General features: G+C 72.9%; 16 protein-coding genes. 4 read left to right on the forward strand and 12 right to left on the reverse strand.

Annotated features, from left to right (window positions below):
- Nucleotides 1-34 precede the first annotated feature (34 nt).
- The 3 genes from IG62_RS0127665 (at nt 35) to IG62_RS0127675 (ending at nt 2385) form a co-directional block, all read left to right on the forward strand.
- The gene (locus IG62_RS0127665) at nt 35-496 is read left to right on the forward strand and encodes a universal stress protein (protein ID WP_030808932.1); all 462 of its coding nucleotides are present in this window, start codon (nt 35-37) and stop codon (nt 494-496) included.
- A 93-nt stretch (nt 497-589) separates the two neighbouring features.
- Nucleotides 590-805, forward strand: coding sequence for a dodecin (locus IG62_RS0127670; protein WP_030808935.1), 216 nt, complete (start codon nt 590-592; stop codon nt 803-805).
- Nucleotides 806-945: 140 nt separating this feature from the next.
- Nucleotides 946-2385, forward strand: coding sequence for an amino acid permease (locus IG62_RS0127675; RefSeq protein ID WP_030808938.1), 1440 nt, complete (start codon nt 946-948; stop codon nt 2383-2385).
- Between the two features lie 104 nt (nt 2386-2489).
- Here IG62_RS0127675 and IG62_RS0127680 read toward each other — a convergent pair whose 3' ends face one another.
- Together IG62_RS0127680 and IG62_RS45275 are read right to left on the reverse strand one after the other, a co-directional pair.
- Entirely contained in the window at nt 2490-2888 is a 399-nt protein-coding gene (locus IG62_RS0127680) for a hypothetical protein (protein WP_234326765.1), read from the reverse strand.
- Nucleotides 2889-3177: 289 nt separating this feature from the next.
- Nucleotides 3178-3954 (reverse strand): hypothetical protein, encoded by a 777-nt coding sequence (locus IG62_RS45275; RefSeq protein WP_051798675.1) that lies wholly within the window; start codon nt 3952-3954, stop codon nt 3178-3180.
- Nucleotides 3955-4170: 216 nt separating this feature from the next.
- On the opposite strand from IG62_RS45275, the gene IG62_RS0127690 reads away from it, so the two are divergent.
- Nucleotides 4171-6558 carry a GH92 family glycosyl hydrolase gene (locus IG62_RS0127690; RefSeq protein WP_030808946.1) on the forward strand — a complete coding sequence of 796 codons (2388 nt, stop codon included), beginning with the start codon at nt 4171-4173 and terminating at the stop codon, nt 6556-6558.
- 94 nt (nt 6559-6652) lie between these two features.
- Here IG62_RS0127690 and IG62_RS0127695 read toward each other — a convergent pair whose 3' ends face one another.
- The 10 genes from IG62_RS0127695 to IG62_RS0127740 all read right to left on the reverse strand — a co-directional run bounded on the left by IG62_RS0127695 (nt 6653) and on the right by IG62_RS0127740 (nt 19590).
- Nucleotides 6653-6865 carry an EF-hand domain-containing protein gene (locus IG62_RS0127695; protein ID WP_030412144.1) on the reverse strand — a complete coding sequence of 71 codons (213 nt, stop codon included), beginning with the start codon at nt 6863-6865 and terminating at the stop codon, nt 6653-6655.
- An 82-nt stretch (nt 6866-6947) separates the two neighbouring features.
- Nucleotides 6948-9413, reverse strand: coding sequence for an excinuclease ABC subunit UvrA (gene uvrA / locus IG62_RS0127700; RefSeq protein ID WP_030808949.1), 2466 nt, complete (start codon nt 9411-9413; stop codon nt 6948-6950).
- Between the two features lie 41 nt (nt 9414-9454).
- On the reverse strand, nt 9455-10735 hold the full coding sequence (locus IG62_RS0127705) for an NAD(P)/FAD-dependent oxidoreductase (RefSeq protein ID WP_030808952.1): 1281 nt from the start codon (nt 10733-10735) through the stop codon (nt 9455-9457).
- The gene (locus tag IG62_RS0127710) at nt 10732-10926 is read right to left on the reverse strand and encodes a ferredoxin (protein WP_030412147.1); all 195 of its coding nucleotides are present in this window, start codon (nt 10924-10926) and stop codon (nt 10732-10734) included. The genes IG62_RS0127705 and IG62_RS0127710 overlap by 4 nt, the downstream gene beginning before the upstream one ends.
- Nucleotides 10927-10977: 51 nt before the next feature.
- Nucleotides 10978-12198 carry a cytochrome P450 gene (locus IG62_RS0127715; RefSeq protein WP_030808955.1) on the reverse strand — a complete coding sequence of 407 codons (1221 nt, stop codon included), beginning with the start codon at nt 12196-12198 and terminating at the stop codon, nt 10978-10980.
- Nucleotides 12199-12419: 221 nt separating this feature from the next.
- The gene (locus IG62_RS0127720) at nt 12420-13040 is read right to left on the reverse strand and encodes a TetR/AcrR family transcriptional regulator (protein WP_030808958.1); all 621 of its coding nucleotides are present in this window, start codon (nt 13038-13040) and stop codon (nt 12420-12422) included.
- Between the two features lie 71 nt (nt 13041-13111).
- On the reverse strand, nt 13112-14329 hold the full coding sequence (locus IG62_RS0127725) for a CapA family protein (protein WP_234326766.1): 1218 nt from the start codon (nt 14327-14329) through the stop codon (nt 13112-13114).
- 868 nt (nt 14330-15197) lie between these two features.
- A complete protein-coding gene (locus IG62_RS0127730) occupies nt 15198-17294 on the reverse strand; it encodes a restriction endonuclease (protein ID WP_030808962.1) in 2097 nt (698 codons plus the stop codon).
- 203 nt (nt 17295-17497) lie between these two features.
- Nucleotides 17498-17839 carry a DUF1330 domain-containing protein gene (locus IG62_RS0127735; protein WP_030808964.1) on the reverse strand — a complete coding sequence of 114 codons (342 nt, stop codon included), beginning with the start codon at nt 17837-17839 and terminating at the stop codon, nt 17498-17500.
- A gap of 188 nt (nt 17840-18027) precedes the next feature.
- Nucleotides 18028-19590 (reverse strand): AMP-binding protein, encoded by a 1563-nt coding sequence (locus tag IG62_RS0127740; RefSeq protein ID WP_030808966.1) that lies wholly within the window; start codon nt 19588-19590, stop codon nt 18028-18030.
- Between the last annotated feature and the right edge of the window lie 204 nt (nt 19591-19794).

The following is a 19794-nucleotide window of genomic DNA, read 5'->3' on the forward strand; positions in this document are numbered from 1 at the left end:
GCATCAGCACGTGTGTGCGGTTAACCTCCGTGGTGTGGAGGAGAACGCAGCCGCGCAGTTCGAGCGCGGAACGGACGGCCCGAAGGTCATCGTCGTCGGCGTGGACGGCTCCGACTCGTCCTGGCGCGCCGCCGCGTACGCGGCCGGACTCGCCCGGCGGCAGGGCTCGAAGCTGGTCCTGGTCTACGTCCAGCCGGTACTGCCGGCCGGGGCGTCGATGGGCGCGCCGGTCGTGGACGCCACCAACGAGGTGGCCGAGGAGCTGATGGCCGAGATCCGCAAGGCCACCGACCGGCTGCAGGGGATCTACGACGTGCGCTGGGAGTTCCACACGCTGCGTGGCGACCCGTACAACGGCATGGTCCAGATGGCCGACGAGCTCACGGCGGACGCCGTGGTGGTGGGCGCCTCGGAGTCGGCCGGGCACCGCATCATGGGCTCGGTCGCGGTCCGCCTGGTCAAGGCGGGGCGCTGGCCGGTCACCGTCGTCCCGTAGCGCCCGCGCGGCGCTCCGCTGGTGGGGTCGGCCGCCCTGAGGCACGGTGGGAGATGGACGGGCGGAGCGCCGCCCCGGCCGAGGGAGACCACCGTGACCGACCGCACGTACCGCGTGACCGATATCGTCGGAACGTCCCAGCAGAGCGTGGACGCGGCGATCAAGAACGGCATCAAGCGCGCCTCACAGACCCTCCGCAATCTCGACTGGTTCGAGATCACCGAAGTGCGCGGACACCTCGTCGACGGCGAAATCGACCACTACCAGGTCGGCATGAAGGTCGGGTTCCGGCTGGAGGACGCCGATTGACACCCCGATGACACCCCTCCCGGGTACGTCTCCCGGCGAGTCGCCACCGTACTAGGGAGTCGCCTTCCTCCGGGGCCCTCCAGGGTCCATGATGATCCGCCGTCGGACCACGACGGAGCGAGCCTACGGAGGGATCCCAGATGGGCCTGCGCGCGGGACAGGGCGTATTGCGCCGCAAACCGATCGAACACATCGAAGAGGCGGAGGGCCCGGCGAGCCAGCAGCTCACCCGGGTGCTGGGGCTGTGGCAGCTGACCGCCATCGGCGTCGGCGGCATCATCGGCGCCGGCATCTTCACGCTCGCCGGCACCGTCGCGAACGGCAAGGCCGGACCCGCGGTCCTGATCTCCTTCCTCGTCGCGGGGATCGCGAGCGCCGCGGCCGCCTTCTCGTACGCCGAATTCGCCGGGCTGATCCCGAAGGCGGGGTCGGCCTACACCTACGGCTATGCGGTGCTCGGCGAGGTGGCCGGGTGGTTCATCGGCTGGGACCTGCTGCTGGAGTACACCGCAATCGTCTCGGTCGTCGCGATCGGGATCTCCGGATATTTCAGCTTTCTCCTCGGTGAGCTGGGAGTCCATCTGCCGGCCTGGATGCTCGGCGCACCGGGGACCGGACCGGGGCACCGCGTCGACCTCTTCGCGGCGGTGCTCTGCCTCCTGATCGCCTTTCTGCTGACCCTGGGCATCAAGAACGCCGCCCGCTTCGAGACGCTCGTGGTGGGCCTGAAGGTCCTGGTCGTCGTGGTCGTGATCACGGTCGGCTTCTTCCACATCAACACCGCGAACTACCACCCGTTCTTCCCGTTCGGGGTGAGCGGCGCCTTCACCGGTGCGGCCACCGTCTTCTTCGCGGTCTTCGGTTACGACGCGATGAGCACCGCCGCCGAGGAGTCCACCGATGCCCAGCGGCACATGCCGAAGGCGATCATGTACTCGCTGGCGATCTCGATGGTGCTGTACGTGCTGGCCTGCCTGGTGCTGACGGGCATGCAGAACTACAAGGACATCGACCCGGAGAGCGGCTTCTCGACGGCGTTCAAGTCGGTGGGCCTGCACGGTCTCGCGGACGTCATCGCGGTCGGCGCGATCATCGGCATCCTGACCGTCATGTTCACCTTCATGCTCGGGGTGACCCGGGTGTGGTTCGCGATGAGCCGGGACGGTCTGCTGCCGAAGTGGTTCGCCAAGACGAGCCCCACGCACCACGTGCCGACCCGGGTGACCTGGATCGTGGGGGCGGCCTCCGCGGCCATCGCCGGCTTCCTGCCGATCGGCGAGGCCGCCGAGCTGACGAACATCGGCATCCTGCTGGCGTTCGTGGTGGTCTGCGTGGCGGTCATCGTGCTCCGCTACAAGCGCCCCGAACTGCCACGCACGTTCCGTACGCCGGGGATGCCGTGGGTGCCGGCGCTCGGGGTGGTGTTCTCCCTCTGGCTGATCACGTTCCTGGCGTGGCAGACCTGGGTGCGGTTCGTGGTCTGGTTCCTCGTCGGCATGGTCATCTACTTCAGCTACTCCCGCCACCACTCGAACCTGGAACGCGCGGAGCAGAAGGGCGCCGGGGGTGAGGTGGGCTGAACTGCCGGGGCCGGTGGCCGCGTCGGCCACCGGCCCGGGACCGGACGTGACCGGCCAGGTGAGGTGAGGTGAGGTCAGGTCAGGTCAGGTCAGGTCAGGTCAGGTCAGAAGACGAACGGTCCCGGGGACTGCGGGGACGTGGCCTTGCAGGTGGCCGTGATCCCGAGGACGACGACCTTCAGGGAGCTGGCCTCCAGGCTGTCACCGGCGGCGACGGTGCCCTTGAGGGGGCCGGTGGAGACCGGGCTGCCGGCCGGGATCGCCGGGTTGGCGTTGCCGGAGAACTCGGTCGTTCCGGAGCCGTTCCTGGTGAGCGTCAGCGTGGACCGTACCGAGTTCGCGCCGATGTTGATGGGCGAGCTGATCGCGGACGTCGACACGCTGATGGTGGCGGCGGTGCCGTCCTGGGTGGCGGTGAGCGTGGCCGTACCGGAGCCGTACGAGCCGCAGTCGAAGGCGAGGGTGGCGGTGCCGGGGGTCACCGCGGTCGAGGCCGGTGCCATCGCGAGGGTGCCGGCGGCGGCGCTCGCGAGGCCGACGGCGGTACGTATGCCGATGCCTTTGCCTTTGCCTTTGCCTTTGCCTTTGCCTAACGTGCCTGATCTGCGCTGCTTCATGGGGGGAAACCGCCTTTGTGAGGGGGGTGACAGGCCGTCCCCGCACGCGCCGGCCGGGGAACTGACGGGTGGTCAGCGACCTGGAATCGCCGACTATTGAGGCACGCGGCCCCGAAGAGAGCAAGGCACGCACGCCATGATTTTTGACGTGCCCTCAACAAGCGACGGCTGCCCCTCACCCGCCCGGCAGCAACCTCCGCAGCCACGCCCCCAGCCGGTGCCGCCACAGCCACCACGGCAGCCGGCGGCGGGGCACGTACGCCCACAGGTCGTCGTCCGCCTCGGTGCCGCGCGGACAGCGTCGCAGCAGGTCGAGACAGCGGCGGTCGACCGTGCCGTGCAGCCGGGCGGTGTGCGCCAGGGCGACGAGGCCCTGGTGGCGCAGCCTGTGGTCCGACGACTCCAGGGAGCGCTCCAGGGTCCGGGCAACCCTGGGCAGGATCGCCGCCGGGTCGGGGTGGGTCAGCGCCAGCCCGATCACCGCCACGCCCAGCAACTCCTCGCCGCGCTCGAAGGCGGCGTCCACCTCCTCCGGCCGGTCGGTGCCGAGCAGCGCCCCGGTCTCCCGCCAGTTCATGCCGCGGCCCGACGCGGCGCGGGCGAGCAGGAACTCGGCGCGCCCGGCGGCCAGTTGGCGCGCCGCGGGTTCCGTACCGCCGGCACCCTCGGACGCACCCCGCCCGACCAGTGCGAGGTAGTCCCAGATCCCCCCGGCGGCATCCGTCTCCGCGCCCGGGATCTCCCGGCAGAGCGCGTCCAGTTGGGGCTCCGACGGGCCCTGGGCATGGATCCGGGCGAACGCCTCACCACGGGCCCCCAGGTCGCAGCGGCGGAGGAAGGCGAGCCGGACGGTGTCGGCGGCGGTCAGCCGGCCGTGCAGGCGGCCCCAGGCGAGTTCGGACGGTTCGATGGCCGCCGCGTAGCGGACGATGTCGACGGGGAGGAGGTGCACCGGGTGAGCCTAACGAGAGGCGTGCGCCGCGCGGCGGCCGCCCTCGCAACGCCTGCGCCGCGCCGTAGCTGCCCCCGTCATGCCTGCGCGGCACGGCAGTTGCCCGCGTCATTCCCGCGGCGCCGCACCGCAGTTGCCCTCTTGACGCGGACCTGACGTACCCCAAGAATGAGCGCGCTCTGACAACGTTGTCGGCGAACCCGGAGGTCCGGATTCATGCCATGGCCCAGTCGCAACCGGCTGCGTACCGCGGGCGCGGTGCTGGCGGCCGCGCTGGTCGGAGGCGGGCTCACCGCCCCCGCCGCGCAGGCCGCGCCGCCCGGCGGCACGCTCACCGACCTGGTCAATCCCTTCATCGGCAGCCAGAAGGACGGCAACACCTACCCGGGCGCCGCGGTGCCGTTCGGCATGGTGCAGCTCTCCCCCGACACCGGCCACTCCACCGGCTACGGCTACGACGACGACCACATCCGGGGGTTCAGCTCGGTGCACATCTCCGGCGTCGGCTGCGGGCTCGGCGGTGACCTGCCGGTGCTGCCCACCACGGGCGAGATCACCGAGACCGACAACGCCCGGTACGCGGCCGCCTTCCGCCATGACGACGAGTCGGCCCGGCCCGGCTACTACCGGGTCGGCCTGACCTCGTACGGCGGGATCACCGCCGAGCTGACCGCCACCGCCCGCACCGGCCGGCAGCGCTACACCTTCCCGGCCACCGACAAGGCCAATGTGCTGCTCAACGCCGGGCAGTCGCTGCACCGGACGGTCTCCACGAAGGTCGAGGTGCTGGACTCCCGCACCGTCCGCACCGCCCTCACCGGCCGCGGCTTCTGCCAGGACACCGAGCCGTACACCGTCTACACGATCACCCGCTTCGACCGGCCGTTCACTTCGTACGGCACCTGGGAGGGCGACACCGTCACGCCCGGGTCGCGCGGGTCCACGGCGGGCGGTCGGCACGGCGCGTACGTCCGCTTCGACACCCGCGAGGACCGTACGGTCGAGGCGACCACGGCCCTCAGTTACGTCGACGCGGCGGGCGCGGCCCGCAATCTGCGCGCGGAGGGCGGGGGATCGTTCGACCGGGTCCGGGCCGCGGCCGATGCCGCGTGGGAGCGGCGGCTGGCCCTGGTGCGGACGCAGGGCGGCAGCCGGACGCTGCGCCGGACGTTCTACTCCTCGCTGTACCGGTCGTTCCTGGCGCCGAACCTCGGCAGCGACGTGGACGGCCGCTACACCGGCTGGGACCGGAAGGTGCACCGGACCGCCGAGTTCGGCGGCTCCGCCTACTACCAGAACTGGTCGCTGTGGGACACCTACCGCACCCAGGCGCAGCTGCTCGCGCTGCTGGCGCCGCGCGAGTCGCGCGACATGGCGCTGTCGGTGCTGCGGATCGGCAAGGAGGGCGGCTGGCTGCCCAAGTGGGGCTACGGCACGGTCGAGACGAACATCATGACCGGCGACCCGGTCACCCCGTTCCTCACCAACGCCTACCAGCAGGGCCTGCTGAAGGGCCATGAGGAGGAGGCGTACGCGGCGCTCACGAAGAACGCCGACGGGGTGCCGCCGGCCGGGTCCCCGGCCGTCGGGCGGGAGGCGAACGCGGAGTACCTGAGGGACGGTTTCGCGCCGTACGTCAAGGGCCGCCCGCACCGCAAGCCCGGCGACTCCGACTTCGACCACGGCGCCTCGGCGACCCTGGAATACGCCCTGTCCGACGCGATGCTGGGGCAGATGGCACGGGATCTGGGGCACACCGCGGACGCCGACCGCTATGCGGCGCGGGCGCAGAACTACCGGAAGATCTTCGACCCGTCGACCGGCTTCTTCCGGGCCCGGGACGAGCACGGCGCGTTCACCGGCCCGGCCGATCCGGCCAAGAGCGAGGGGTTCCACGAGGGCACGTCCTGGCAGTACCAGTGGCTGGTGCCGCAGGACCTGCCCGGGATGCTGCGGCTGATCGGCGGCCGGGACACGGCGGACGAGCGGCTCGACGCGTTCTTCGCGTACCGGAAGCTGCTGGCGGACCCGGAGAAGACCGCCCGTGAAGTGTGGGTCAACGGGCCGTACGACTACTACAACGCGGACAAGTACAACCCGCAGAACGAACCGGACCTGATCGCTCCGTACACCTATCTGTCCACCGGCCGGCCGTGGAAGACGACGGACGTGGTGCATGCGGCGCTGACGCTGTTCACCGACACGCCCAGCGGGATGACCGGGAACGACGACCTGGGGACGATGTCGGCGTGGATGGTGCTGTCGTCGATCGGGGTGTTCCCCGTGCAGCCGGGCACCGACACCTGGGGGCTGAGTACGCCGGTCTTCGACCGGGTCGAGCTGACACTGGACCGGCGCTATTACCCGGCGGGGCACTTCACCGTCACCGCACCCGGTACGTCCGCGGCCAACCGGTATGTCCAGTCGGTGCGTGTGGACGGTGCCGCCCGGGACCGTACGTACCTGACCACCGGTGAGCTGCGAAAGAGCCGGGAACTGGCCTTCACCGTCGGCACGGAGCCGTCCGGCTGGGGCACCGGTGAGCGGGCCGCGCCGCCGCCGGTGGGCACCGCGGCGCCGGGTGGTGCGGCCGGCCGGCGGTGAGGGCACTCCGTTCGCCCGCGGCCGGCGGCACGGTGCGCGGTCGCGGGCGAACGGGCGGCGAAGGGGGTGTGCGTGCCGCGGGTGGGTGCGGGCGTCAGCCCTGCAGGGCCTGCCAGAACTCGTCGAAGGACATGGTGCCGTCCTTGTCGGTGTCCTTGGCCTTGATGACGGCCTCGGCGACCGGGCCGGTGACGAACGGGTCGCCCATCTCCGCCATCGCGTGCTTGAACTCGTCCGGCGTGACCTGGCCGTCGCCGTCCGCGTCGTACCGGTCGAACGTCGCCCTGGCCTCGTTGATGTCTGCCATGAGAGGTGCCCCCTTCGTGGTGCTGCGCAGGCTTGCGCGGTGGTGTTGCCTGGTGATCTGACCTGCGTACATTAGCGGACCCTCAGGACGGGCCCGGGTGCCCCCTCCGCCGGGCCAGATAGCGGGCGGTGCGGCTGCCCGGGGCGGCGGCGACCGCGGCGGGGGTGCCCTCGGCCACGATCCGGCCGCCGTCCGCGCCGCCGCCCGGACCGAGGTCGATGACGTGGTCGGCGCCGGCGACCACGCCCATGTCGTGCTCGACGACCACGACGGTGTGGCCGGCGTCGACCAGGCCGTGCAGTTGGCGCAGCAGCACCTCGGTGTCGGCGGGGTGCAGCCCGGTGGTGGGCTCGTCGAGCAGGTAGAGGGTGTGGCCGCGGCGGGTGCGCTGGAGTTCGGTGGCGAGTTTGATGCGCTGGGCCTCGCCGCCGGACAGTTCGGTCGCGGGCTGGCCGAGCCGGAGGTAGCCGAGGCCGACGTCCTGGAGGGTGCGCAGGCTACGGGCGGCGGCCGGGACGTCGGCGAGGAAGTCCGCGGCGGAGTCCACGGTCATGTCGAGGACGTCCGCGATCGTCCGGTTCCGGTAGGTGATCCGGAGGGTCTCGGGGTGGTAGCGGGCGCCGTGGCAGGCGGTGCACGGCGCGTACGTGCCGGGGAGGAAGAGGAGTTCCACGGCGACGAAGCCCTCGCCCTGGCAGGTCTCGCAGCGGCCGGCGGCGACGTTGAAGGAGAACCGTCCGGCGGTGTAGCCGCGGGCCCGGGCCTCGTCGGTGGCGGCGAAGACCTTCCGCACCGCGTCGAACAGCCCGGTGTAGGTGGCGAGGTTGGAGCGCGGGGTGCGGCCGATCGGCTTCTGGTCGACGCGGACCAGCCGGTCGATCGCCGCGAGGCCGTCGGCGCCGGCGAGCCGGGCGCGGGCCATCGGCCCGGCCTCCGTCCCGGCCTCGCTGCCGTCCTCGGCCGCGTCGGGCCGGCCGGCGCCGAGGTGGTCCCGTACGGTCTCCGCGAGGACCTGGGTGACCAGCGTCGATTTGCCCGATCCGGAGACGCCGGTGACGGCCGTGAAGACGCCGAGCGGGAAGGCCGCGTCCAGTCCGCGCAGATTGTGCAGGGTGACGCCGCGCAGGGTCAGCGTCCCGGAGGGGGTGCGCGGGGTGCGCTGTGGGGGCGGTTCGGTGGCGAAGAGGTAGCGGCGGGTGGCGGAGGCCGCGGCGTCGGCGAGGGCGGCGACCGGGCCGCTGTGCAGGACCTGGCCGCCGTGTTCCCCGGCGCGCGGCCCGATGTCCACGATCCAGTCGGCGTGCCGCACCACGTCCATGTCGTGCTCGACCACGAACAGCGTGTTCCCGGCGTCCTTGAGCCGGCCGAGGACGGTGAGCAGGGCCTCGGTGTCGGCCGGGTGGAGCCCGGCGGACGGCTCGTCGAGGACGTACACGACACCGAACAGGCCGGAGCGCAGCTGGGTGGCGAGCCGCAGCCGCTGGAGCTCGCCCGCGGACAGGGTGGGTGCGGGCCGGTCCATGCTGAGGTAGCCGAGGCCGAGTTCGGTGAGGACCTCGATGCGGGCCACGAGGTCGCGGGCGAGCGCCGGGGCGACCTCGTCGTCGGTGCGGGCGGCGGTGGGGCGGAGCAGGTCGGCGAGGGCACCGAGCGGTAGGCCGGCGAGGGTGGCGATGTCCCGGCCCTCGAAGGTGACGGCGAGCGCCTCGGGGCGCAGCCGTCGTCCGGCGCACCGCGGGCAGGGCTCGGCGACCATGAAGCCCTGGACGCGCCGCCTGAGCGTCTCGCTCTTGGAGTCGGCGAAGGTGTGCAGGACGTAGCGGCGGGCGCTCATGTACGTGCCCTGGTAGGGGCGCTGGATGCGGCCGGCCTCGCGGACCGGGTGGACGGTGACGACGGGCTGTTCGTCGGTGAAGAGGATCCAGTCGCGGTCGGCCTGTGGGAGTTCGCGCCAGGGCCGGTCGATGTCGTGGCCGAGGGCGGCGAGGATGTCGCGGAGGTTCTTGCCCTGCCATGCGCCGGGCCAGGCGGCGATGGCGCCCTCGCGGACGGACAGTGCGGGGTCGGGCACCAGGGACTGTTCGGTGTCCCGGTGGACGGTGCCCAGGCCGTGGCATTCGGGGCAGGCGCCGGCCGCGGTGTTGGGCGAGAAGGCGTCGGAGTCCAGCCGTTCGGTCGTGCCCTCCGGGTAGTCGCCGGCGCGGGAGAAGAGCATCCGCAGGGTGTTGGAGAGGGTGGTGACGGTGCCGACGGAGGAGCGGGAGGTGGGCGCGGAGCGCCGCTGTTGCAGTGCGACGGCCGGCGGCAGTCCGGTGATGTCCTCGACCTTGGGCGCGCCGACCTGGTGGATCAGCCGCCGGGCGTAAGGGGCCACCGACTCGAAGTAGCGGCGCTGGGCCTCGGCGTAGAGAGTGCCGAAGGCGAGCGAGGACTTGCCCGATCCGGACACCCCGGTGAACGCGACCAGCGCGTCCCTCGGGATGTCCACGTCGATGGTGCGGAGGTTGTGCTCACGGGCGCCGCGCACCCGTACGTACGAGTCGGCCATCCGTCCATGATCGGGCACGGTCCACGGTGCTCGGCGACGCGTCAGCCGGTGGCCGTCGCGGTGTCGATGCGTGTCAGGGCCTCGTCCCAGGGCAGCGGGGTGGCGACGACGGCCCGCAGGGCCCGGATCTGGCGCGGCGGCAGCCCGGCGGCGAGCACGGCGACCGCGCGGCCCTCCCGGCCGTAGAGCGCGAGGACCCGGCGTCCGGCCCGGTCGAGCACCGGGGTTTCGACCCGGTCGGCCCCCGCGGTCGGCCCGTAGGCCTGGATCTTCAGGTCGTACTGGTCCGACCAGAAGTACGGGACCGGGGCGAACGGGCGGCGTTCCTGGGCGTCTGCGCCGTCCGCGGCCAGTTCGGCGAGCAGGTTGCGGGCGGCGGCCATGCCCTGTTCGGTGGCGTTCATCCGGTGCTCGATGCGCAGCGGCCGGCCGTGCACCGGGTGCTCCCAGCGGGCCACGTCGCCGGCGGCGTAGATGCCGGGGGCGGCGGCGCAGTACGCGTCGCAGCGCAGCCCGTCGGTGGTGTCCAGGGCCGGGTCGTCGCCCAGCCAGCCGACGGCGGGGGTGGACCCGATGGCGAGCAGCACGGTGTCGGCGGGCAGCCGGGCATCTCCCTCTCCCCTTCCTCCGGTGGCTACGCCCCCATGTGCCAGCCGGACGGCAGTGACCGCATCCCCGTCGGTGTCGAAGCCGTCCACCGTGCCGGTGCGCAGGGTGACGCCGCGGGCCCGGTGCTCCTCGGCGAGCAGTTCCCCGACCGCGGTGCCGACGGCGGCGGCCATGGGGACCGGGTCGTGGCCGACGAGGGTCACCTCGTGCCCCAACTCGCGTGCCACCGCGGCCGCTTCGCATCCCAGCACCCCGTTGCCGACGATCACCAGGCGGCGGGCATCACCGGCGAGCCGGCCGCGCAGGGCCAGGGCGTCGTCGAGGGTGCGCAGGGTGTGTACGCCGGTGAGCGCGTCGGCGCCGGGCAGCGTACGGGCCGCGACCCCGGTGGCGATGATCACGCCGGCGCAGTCGAGCCGTTCGCCGGTGTCCAGTGTGAGGGCGCGGGCGGCCACCTCGAGGCCGGTGGCCCGGGTGCCGAGCCGCAGGTCGAGGCCGAGCGGGTCGAGCTGTTCCTTCGTGCGCAGCAGCAGCCGCTCCGGCTCCCAAGTGCCGTGCAGCAGTTGTTTGGACAACGGCGGCCGGTCGTACGGGAGATGGGGCTCGTCGCCGATGAGGGTGAGCGGGCCGGTCCAGCCGGAGCGGCGCAGCGCCTCGGCCGCGGCGAGGCCGGCCGCACAGGCGCCGACGACGGCTATCGGGCGGGGGGTCACGCCTGGACCTCGATGACGGCGGCCGGGCAGATGGCGGCGGCCTCGCGGACCGCGTCGTGCTGGTCGGCCGGCGGTTCGGCGTCGAGCAGCACCACGACGCCGTCCTCGTCACGCTGGTCGAAGACCTCGGGGGCGATCAGTACGCACTGGCCGGCGGCGCAGCACTTGTCGGCGTCGAGGGTGATCTTCATGGTGATTCTCCGTGGTGAGGGGTGAGTTGCGGGACGGAACGGATCGCCGGTCTACCAGGTGACGGGCAGGGCGTGACAGCCGTAGATCGACATGTCGGTACGGAACGGGATCTCCTCGACCGGTACCGCGGGCCGCATCGCCGGGAAACGGCGCAGCAACGTGCCGAGGACGACCTGGAGTTCGACCCGGGCCAGGGCCTGGCCGAGGCACTGGTGGATGCCGTACCCGAAGGCGACGTGGTGCTGGGCGTTGGGACGGGCGATGTCGAGCCGGTCGGGTGCGGGGAAGACGGTCTCGTCGCGGTTGCCGGAGGGGACGGCCACCACGACCCCCTCGCCGGCCCGGATGAGGTGCCCGTCGATCTCGACGTCCTCGGTGGCGACCCGGCGGGGGCCGTTGCGGATGATGCTGTGGAACCGCAGCAGTTCCTCGACGGCACCGCGGATCAGGGCGGGGTCCTGCCGCAGCCGCTCGGCGGTCTCCGGGTCGCGCATCAGGGTCAGCGCGCTCAGCCCGATCATGTTGGCGGTGGTCTCGTGCCCGGCGATCAGGAGCAGGGCGGCGAAGGCGGCGACCTCGTCGTGGGTGATCTCGCCGGTCCGCTGCTGCTCGACGATCAGCCGGCCCAGGATGTCGTCGCCCGGGTCGGCCTCCTTGGCGGTGACCAACCGGTCGAGGTAGTCGCGCAGTTCACTCCGGGCGGCCTCGCGTTCGTCGTCGGTGACGGTGCGGGAGAGCAGGGTGCCGGTGAGCCGCTGGAAGATCTCGTGGTCGCCGTAGGGCACGCCCAGCAGCAGGCTGATGACGAGGGACGGGACCGGCAGCGCCAGCGCCTCGACCAGGTCCACGCCGCCCTCCTCGCGCCCCTCGGCGCGCTCCATCGCGTCGCAGAGTTCGTCGGTGAGGCGCTGGATCTCCGGGCGCAGCGCCTCGACCCGCTTGACCATGAACTCGCGGGTCACCATGCGCCGCAGCCGGGTGTGCTCCGGCGGGTCCATGCGGATGAAGCCGCGGTTCTGCGTGCTGCCGCCGCCGGTCATCCCGCTCCGCGGGTAGCCGTGCACGGTGGTGTCGGAGCTGAAGCGGAGGTCACCGAGGACGGCCCGGATGTCGGCGTAACGCGTCACGAGCCAGGCCCAACTGCCGTCCGGCAGACCGACCTTGGAGATCGGCCGGGTGGTACGCAGGACGCCGTACTCGGCCGGCGGATCGAAGGGGCAGCCGCTCGGGGGCTCGGCGGGCAGCGGCGCCGGGGCGGTGGACAGTGTCATTGCGCTCATCTCCTTCATCGTGCGTGTGCGCGCACGCCGGCAGGGGCCGGGCGCCACGATCCGCACGCTCGCCTAACGACTGTAAACTTACATGTGTACTACACGGGTAAACGCGTCGGGGGTGGCGTGGAGGGAAGGCATGACAGTGCCTCAAACGAAAGACAGCCGCAGGGAGAAGCCGGTGCGGCCGGTACGTACGGACGCTCCGGACGTGTGTGCGCTCAGCGCTCCAGCAACAACTGCAGCATCTCGTCGACGAAGCGGTCCAGCCGGCGGGTGTCCTTGCGGCTCGGCATGACCTGCCAGAGCATCACCCGGCCGTGCACCGCCGACCACAGCACGTACGGCGCCTCGGAGCGCGCGCCCCGCACCCGCCAGCCGGCGCCCTCGCAGGCGGTCAGCGCCCGCTGCCAGCTGCGCACCAGCAGCCCGGCGGGGTGGCCGGCCAGCCGCTCGGGGCCGACCGGGGTCTGCCGGGTCTCGTACAGCAGGCGGTAGGTGGCCGGGTGGGCGACGGCGTAACGGCAGTAGGCCCGCAGCTGGGCGCGCAGCCGCGCCACCGGGTCGTCCGCGGCGGCCCGTGCGGCGGCCTCGGCCATCGCCGCCGCCAGCCGCTCGTAGCTGACCTCCAGGGTCGCCCAGACCAGCTCGGTCTTGTCGGAGAAGTGCCGGTAGATGCTCGGGGCGGCGACGCCGGCCTCCCGGGCGACCGCCCGCAGCGACAGCGCGTCCTCGCTGCCGACCTCCTCCAGGAGCCGCTCGGTGGCCCGCAGCAGTTCCTCCCGCAGACGCTCGCCCTGCCCGCGGGGGTTACGGGCCCGGACGCCCGCACTCTCGCTCACTGCCCTCCGGTCCCTTCCCTGCGCCTGCCGACGGATAGGCGACCAGGGTTTCACACCGGGGCAGGGCGGCCTCACCGCCCCATCGTCAGCCCGTCCTCCGCGGCGCCCCGGCTCAGCACCGCCGCGCCGATCCGGTCCCGGACGTCGCGGTGCGCGCCGGTCCGGGCGAGGTTCCGCACCCGCACCCGCGTGCCCTGCTCGGCGAGCTGCGGGACGTAGGCGGCCTCGGTGACCCGCCAGCGCCCGCCAGGCCGCTCGGGCGGCGCGAACCGGAAGCGGGCCAGGGTGCCCCAGTTCCCGCGCGGCTGCCTCATCGCACCGGAGACCTGGTCGCCGAGTCCGTAGACGACCCAGGTGCCGTTGACCTTCTCGTACGGCTGCGGGGTGTGCGCGTGGGTGCCGACGATCAGGTCGACGTCGGGACGGCCGTCGGTCTCGGCGGCGGTGAGCGCCCGGGCCAGGGCGAGCTGCTCCTCGTCCGGGGCGGTCCGGTACTCGGTGCCCCAGGCGGGACTGACCACCACGACGTCCGCGCCGGCCCGGCGGGCCGCCCGGGCATCCTCGATGATCTTCTCCTCGTCGAGCAGGTTCACCGCCCAGGACGCGTCGTCCGGCGGCCCGCCGCCCTCGATGCCGTCGGTGTACGACAGATGGGCGACCCGCGCCCCGCCGGGGGCCCGGAGCAGCGCCGGGTGGGCGGCCTCGGCCTCGTCCCGGGCCGCCCCGGAATGCCGCAGCCCGACCGTGTCCAGCGCGTCGAGGGTTCGGCGGATGCCTGGAAGCCCCTGGTCGAGGACGTGATGCGACGCGGTCCCGCAGGAGTCGTAACCGACCGCCTTGAGCGCGGTGGCGATCTGCGGCGGCGACTGGAGGAGCGGGTACCCGGTGAACGGCCCGTCGAGCGGGCCGAGCGGCGCGTCCAGGTGACACAGCGCCACACCCGCCCCGGAGACGACCGGCGCCACCCCCTTGAGCATCGGCCGGAAGTCGTAGCCGTAGCCATCGAGGGGCGCGTCGTCCTGCGCGGTGTCGAGCACTTCGGGGTGGGTCGGGATCACGTCCCCCGCGGCGACGAGCGTGAACGGCCGCCGGGCCACGGGCTCGGCAACCGGCGCCCGCCCGTGCGCAGGCGGACGGACTTCCGCGCCCGTCCGCGATCCCGAGCCCGACGCCTCCGCGCCGGCCCTGGGCCCCGTCACCGGGCGCCCACCCCCACACCCTGCGGCCACCGCCACGGCCAGCACGCCGGCCATCCATCGTCGGCCGACTACCCCATACCTCCTATACATGCCCATACCCGACAGATATCACGCGTTGCGCTGCGCTTTGCGGTACCTCCCACGTACCTGGCCGTCCCGCCGTCGGGGTTGCTCGCCATTGCGCGCTTTGCGGCGCCCCGCACGTAGCTGGCCGTCCCGCCGTCGGGGTTGCTCGCCGTTTGCGCTTTGCGGCGCCCCGCACGTAGCTGTCTGCGGCGCCGCGGGGCGTCTCGCCGTTGCGCGCTTTGCGGCGCCTCCCAGGTACCTGTCTGCGGCGCCGCGGGGCGTCTCGCCGTTGCGCCTGGCGGCGGGCGTGGTGTTTTTGGGTGCGGTGACAGCCCTACAGACTTCGTCCTCCGGTCTGTCCCCTCCCGTTGGTGGGCGGGGTGGGGGGCCGGTGGGGGTGGGCGTCGTCGCCCTGGCTGCACCTCGGTGTACCTCGCGTCGTGGGAGGGGGGTGTCGGGAATACCCTCCCCGTCCGTCGAGTTGAGGTCTGCAAGGGGCGCTCGCGACCCTTACGGGTTCTGTTCGACCATCCCGTAGGGGTACGCAGGCCCCCTTGCATGCCTCAACGCCCACCCCCACGCACCGCATTCCCACCCCCCGACGGGAGGGGACGGGCCGGAGGGGCCTTGTTCGTGGACGTAAAGCGCCAGCAGTCCACGAACAAGGCCCCGGAGGCCCGTCACCGCACCCAACACCCACCCAGCCCGCCGCAGGCGCAACGGCGACCAAGCCCCGCGGCGCCGCAGACAGCCACGTGCGGGGCGCCGCAAAGCGCGCAACGGCGACCAACACCCGCGGCGGGACAGACAGCCACGTGCGGCGCGCCGCCAAGCGCAGCGCAACGGCGGGACAGCCAGGTACGTGGGAAGAAGGCCAAGCGCAGCGGACGGCTCAAGCGACCTCGATGCCGTACTCCTGGACCAGGGCCGTGAGGCCGCCGGGGTAGCCCTTGCCGCCGATGACGAAGTCCCAGTCGCCGCCGGGGCGTTGGCGGAAGGAGCCGAGGACGAGTGCGGTCTCGCCGCGCCGGCCGTCGGAGACCGTCAGCTGGCCCTGCTCCTCCCCCGCGGCGTCCAGCAGCCGGATCCGGGCGTCGGTGAAGCCGGAGAGGTCGGCGTCGGGGTGGGTCTCGGGGTCGACGGCGGCGACCAGGACCAGCCGGTCGGCGTCCGGTGGCAGCCCCTCGAAGTGCACCTGCACGGCGGCCCGGTCGGGGGCGGTGCCGGGCCGCATCCGTACCGAACCGTCCGGCGTGGACGGGTTGTTGTAGAAGACGAAGTGGTCGTCGCTGAGCACGGTGGTCCCCTTGCAGACCAGGGCGCAGACGTCGAGGGCCACGTCCCCGGACCAGGTCATGCCGAGGACGTTGTGCTCCGGCGTCCCGGAGGAGGTGTCGGGGGCGGTGGCGGTGCCGGGAGCGGGCGTGCCGAGGCGGCCGCTGAGACCGTAGCGGCCGAGCAGGTCGACGAGTTCGGGGCCGGCGATCAGGCTGAGCGGTTTGCCGTTGGCGAAGGTGTGCGCGCCGGGGCCGAAGCGGGAGGTGGTCACCAGCACGCCCTTGTTGGCGCCTTCGGCCTGGACGGTGCCGTACAGGTCGCGGACCGCGGTGGGCGGGACGGTGTTGCGGTAGCGCTTGACCTGCACGACGATCTTCCCGCCGCGGATCGGGTCCGGGTCCAGCGCGTCCACGTCCACCCCGCCGTCGCCGGACCGCTGGGTGGTGACGGCCTGCATGCCCATCGCGCGGAACAGTTCCGCGATGAGGTTCTCGAAGGCGATCGGGTCCATCTCGTAGAGGTCCGGCTCGGTCTCGCCGCCGTGTGAGACGACCGTGCCCGCACCGCCGGCGTCGTCCGGCAGCCGTCCGGGCCGTACCGCCGTGCGCTGGTCCGGGCGGGCGGCGAGCTGCCCGCGCAGGCCGTCGGTCAGGCATTCCACCGCGCTGACCCGGTCGAGATGGAGGGCGGCGAAGGCGCTGCGCGGGGCCATGACGGTGGCGAGGTACACCTGCGCGGGGCGGCCGGTCGCCGGGTCGACGTCGTCCACGAAGCCGTTGAGCGCCACCGAGTCCAGCGCACCGTACGTGTCGGCGGCGAAGAGGTCCCGCAGGACCAGCAGCATGCTCTGGGCCAGGACGTCGCGGTAGAGCGCCCGGCGCTGGGCGGCCGGCCGGGCGGTCTCCTTCTCCTGGTCGGTGCTGGCCTGGTACCGGACGGCCTTGGTCTCCGGGACGACGTCGTAGCCGGGCAGTTCCCAGTCCAGGACGAGCTGGCGGGCGGTCGGCTCGTAGGCGGCGGTGACCCGGCGGGGGAACCCCTCCGGCCAGGCGGTGGAGGCGTAGAGCGCGGCGGAGAAGTACTCGACGGCGGCCTCGGCGTCGCCGTTGCGCAGCCCGGTCAGCAGCTCCGCTATGCCGGCGTTGTGCTGCCGGATCTCGGCCAGCGCACCGGCGGCCCACTGGTCGTACTGCCGCCGGTAGGCCGCGAGTTGGTTCTGCCGCTGGCGTTCGGCGGCCTGGGCTGCGTACCAGTCCTGTTCGTACCGGGCACGGGCCTCCTCCTGAGCACGGTCGCGGCGGGCCGCGCCCAGGTGCCGGCCGCCGGTGGGCGCCTGATAGCGGGCCGGATCCGGCATCGCTACGGGGGTGGCGAGGGCGCCCGGCGCGAACTCCTCGATGTGCTCGGGGCGCAGCAGCGCGGCGGCGGTGAACGCCGGGGCCCGGCAGCCGTCGGCGAGCAGGCCGGTGAGCACGGCGACCCGCGCGTCCAGTTCCTCGGTCCGGCGGCGGGCGTCCGCCTCGCGCTGCTGCCGGTAAGCCGCCTGGCGTTCCCGGTGCAGCCGCGCCATGGCCCGCTCGGCGTCGCGGGCCTGCCGTTCCTGGTCGCGCTGCGCCTGGGCGTACGCGCGGCGCTGGGCTTCCTCCCGGCGCTGCTGCTGGCGCTGCGCCTCGGCCCAGACGGCCATTAATCCATGGGAACGGCGGCTCATGTCGACTCTTCGTCCTCCCCCCGGGGCGGCGGCCCCCGGCACCCTGTGGAAGCGGTTTCACCAGCGCTGTTGCGGCTGACCGTCGCAGTCGACTCTAGCGGGAGCGGGTGCCGGGACGGTGGGGGACGAGGCGTTTCCGGCGGACCGTTACGACGCGGGGGCGTTGCCGGGGCGGGGACGTCGCCGGCGCGGGGAGGCTCCCGTCAGGCGGCGGCCGCCCTCCTCGCGGCGGCGGTCTCCGAGACGTCGTAGTCGGCGCCGACTCCGGGCACCAGGACGCAGTCGCCGTCGATGTGCCGGGTGCGCAGCGGCAGGATCTCCTGGTACGCGGGAGAGTCGTACCAGGCCCGGGCCTCGTCGATGCCGGGGAATTCGATGACGACGACGAAGCCCGGCCACTCGCCCTCGCGCACCTCGACCTGCGCGTTGTGCACCCGGAAGCGTCCGCCGAAGGGGTCCAGGGTCGGCTGGATCCGGTCCAGGTACACGGCGATGTCCGGGTGCGGGGCGGTGGGGCGGAGGTGGGCGATGGCGAACGCGCTCATGGGACTGCCTTTCCGTGGGGGCTCCGGCGGGTGCTGCCGTCCACGCTTCCAGGCCACCTCCACGGGGTCGATTACCTCCGGGGTCATCTGCCTGGCGTCCCCCGGGCCGTCAGGTGAGCACGGCGCGAGGACGGCGCCACAGCCAACCGCTCAGGCACGCATGGCGGCTGAGGAGTGACGAGGGTTCCTCAGATCGCTCCCCCGCGCTCCGCCCAGTACGGGTCCCGCAGTCGTCGTTTGAAGAGCTTGCCGGACTCGTCGCGCGGGAGCCGCTGCTCGAAGACGACGGCCCGCGGGACCTTGTAGCCGGCGAGCCGCTCGGCGACGTGGCCGCGTACCGCTTCCGCGGTGAGGCGTACGCCGGGTTCGGTCTCCAGGTGCGCGGCGAGGACCTCGCCGAACTCCTCGTCGGGGATGCCGAACACCGCGGCGTCCCGCACCCCGTCCAGGGCCAGCAGCGCGGCCTCGATCTCCGCGGGGTAGATGTTGACGCCGCCGGAGATGACCATGTCGTTGCGGCGGTCGCTGAGGTAGAGGTAGCCGTCCGCGTCGAGATGGCCGATGTCGCCGATGGTGACGTACCCGGGCAGGCCCGGCGCCTCCATGGCGGCGCGTTTGGCGGGGTCGCCGAGATAGGTGAACTGCGGCCAGTCCTCGGACGGTTTGAGGTAGACGTCACCGGTGGCGCCGGGCGGCAGCGGCTGCCCGTCGGGGCCGAAGACGGCGATGTCGCCGGTCCCGCTCGCCCGGCCGACGGTGCCGGGGTGGGCCAGCCACTCCGCGCTGTCGCACCAGGTCACCGCGCCGGTCTCGCTGCCGCCGTAGTACTCCCGGAGGACCGGTCCCAGCCAGTCGATCATGGCGTGTTTCACATGCGGCGGACAGGGCGCGGCGGCGTGCACCACGGAGGTGAGCGACGACAGGTCGTAGCGTTCGCGGACGTCCTTGGGGAGGCGCAGCAGCCGTACGAACATCGTGGGTACGACCTGTACCTGCTCGATGCGGTGCCGCTCGATGAGGCGCAGGAATTCCTCGGCGTCGAAGCGCGGCATCAGGGTGATGTCGAGGCCGGCGGCGAGCGCGAGGACGGCGTGCTGGCTGGGGGACGCGTGGTAGAGCGGCGCGGGGATGAGCGTACGGCCGCCGGGGGCCACCGCGAAGTACTCCAGGAACCGCTGTACGGCCTGGTCGAGCCGGTCCGGTGCGACGGGGGCGCGCAGAACTCCCTTGGGACGTCCGGTGGTTCCGGAGCTGTAGATGACGGTGGGCGGGCGTTCCGCGGCGGGCCGGTCGAGCGGCTCGTGGCCGGCCAGCCAGTCGTCGAGCAGCGGGTGCGCACCGGTGGGCGGGGGCGCGGCGGTGCCGCAGGCGGCCGCCACCCCGGCGGGTACCGCCACCTCGACGAGGCGTACGCCCTCCGGCAGTACGGCGGCCACCTGGTCCAGCAGGTCGGTGTGGACGAAGACCAGCTTGCTGCCGCTGTCGGTGAGCACGTGCCGCAGGTCGTCGTGGCGGAAGTGCCAGTTGACGGGGACCGCGCAGGCGCCGAGCAGGGCGGCGCCGGCGGTGATCTCCAGATGCGCGGGCTCGTTGCGGAGGACCACGGCGATCCGGTCGCCGGGGTCGACTCCCGCCTCTCGTAAGCCGCTTGCGATCCGCGCCGCGCGGTCGGCGAACTCGGGGTAGCCGCGCTCCTGCCCCGCGCAGCGGATGGCGGGGGCGCCGGCGGCGATCGGGGCGACGGCTTCCATGGGACCTCCAGTGGCTGCGGCCGGGCGGCTCATTGAACAGCCAACCGCGGCGGTCCACCAGGTCCGGTGCACCCGAGGGGGCCGGTGGAAAGCCCGACCGTATGCATCTCGGCCAACCAACGACGGCCACTTTGCTCCGATCAATGAGCTTATACACCCCGCCCGGCGCCCCCTACAACGCCAACTTCCCTCCCAGGTGCTCCG

This window comes from Streptomyces sp. NRRL S-337 (assembly GCF_000720175.1).
Classification (GTDB): Bacteria; Actinomycetota; Actinomycetes; order Streptomycetales; family Streptomycetaceae; genus Streptomyces; species Streptomyces siderophoricus.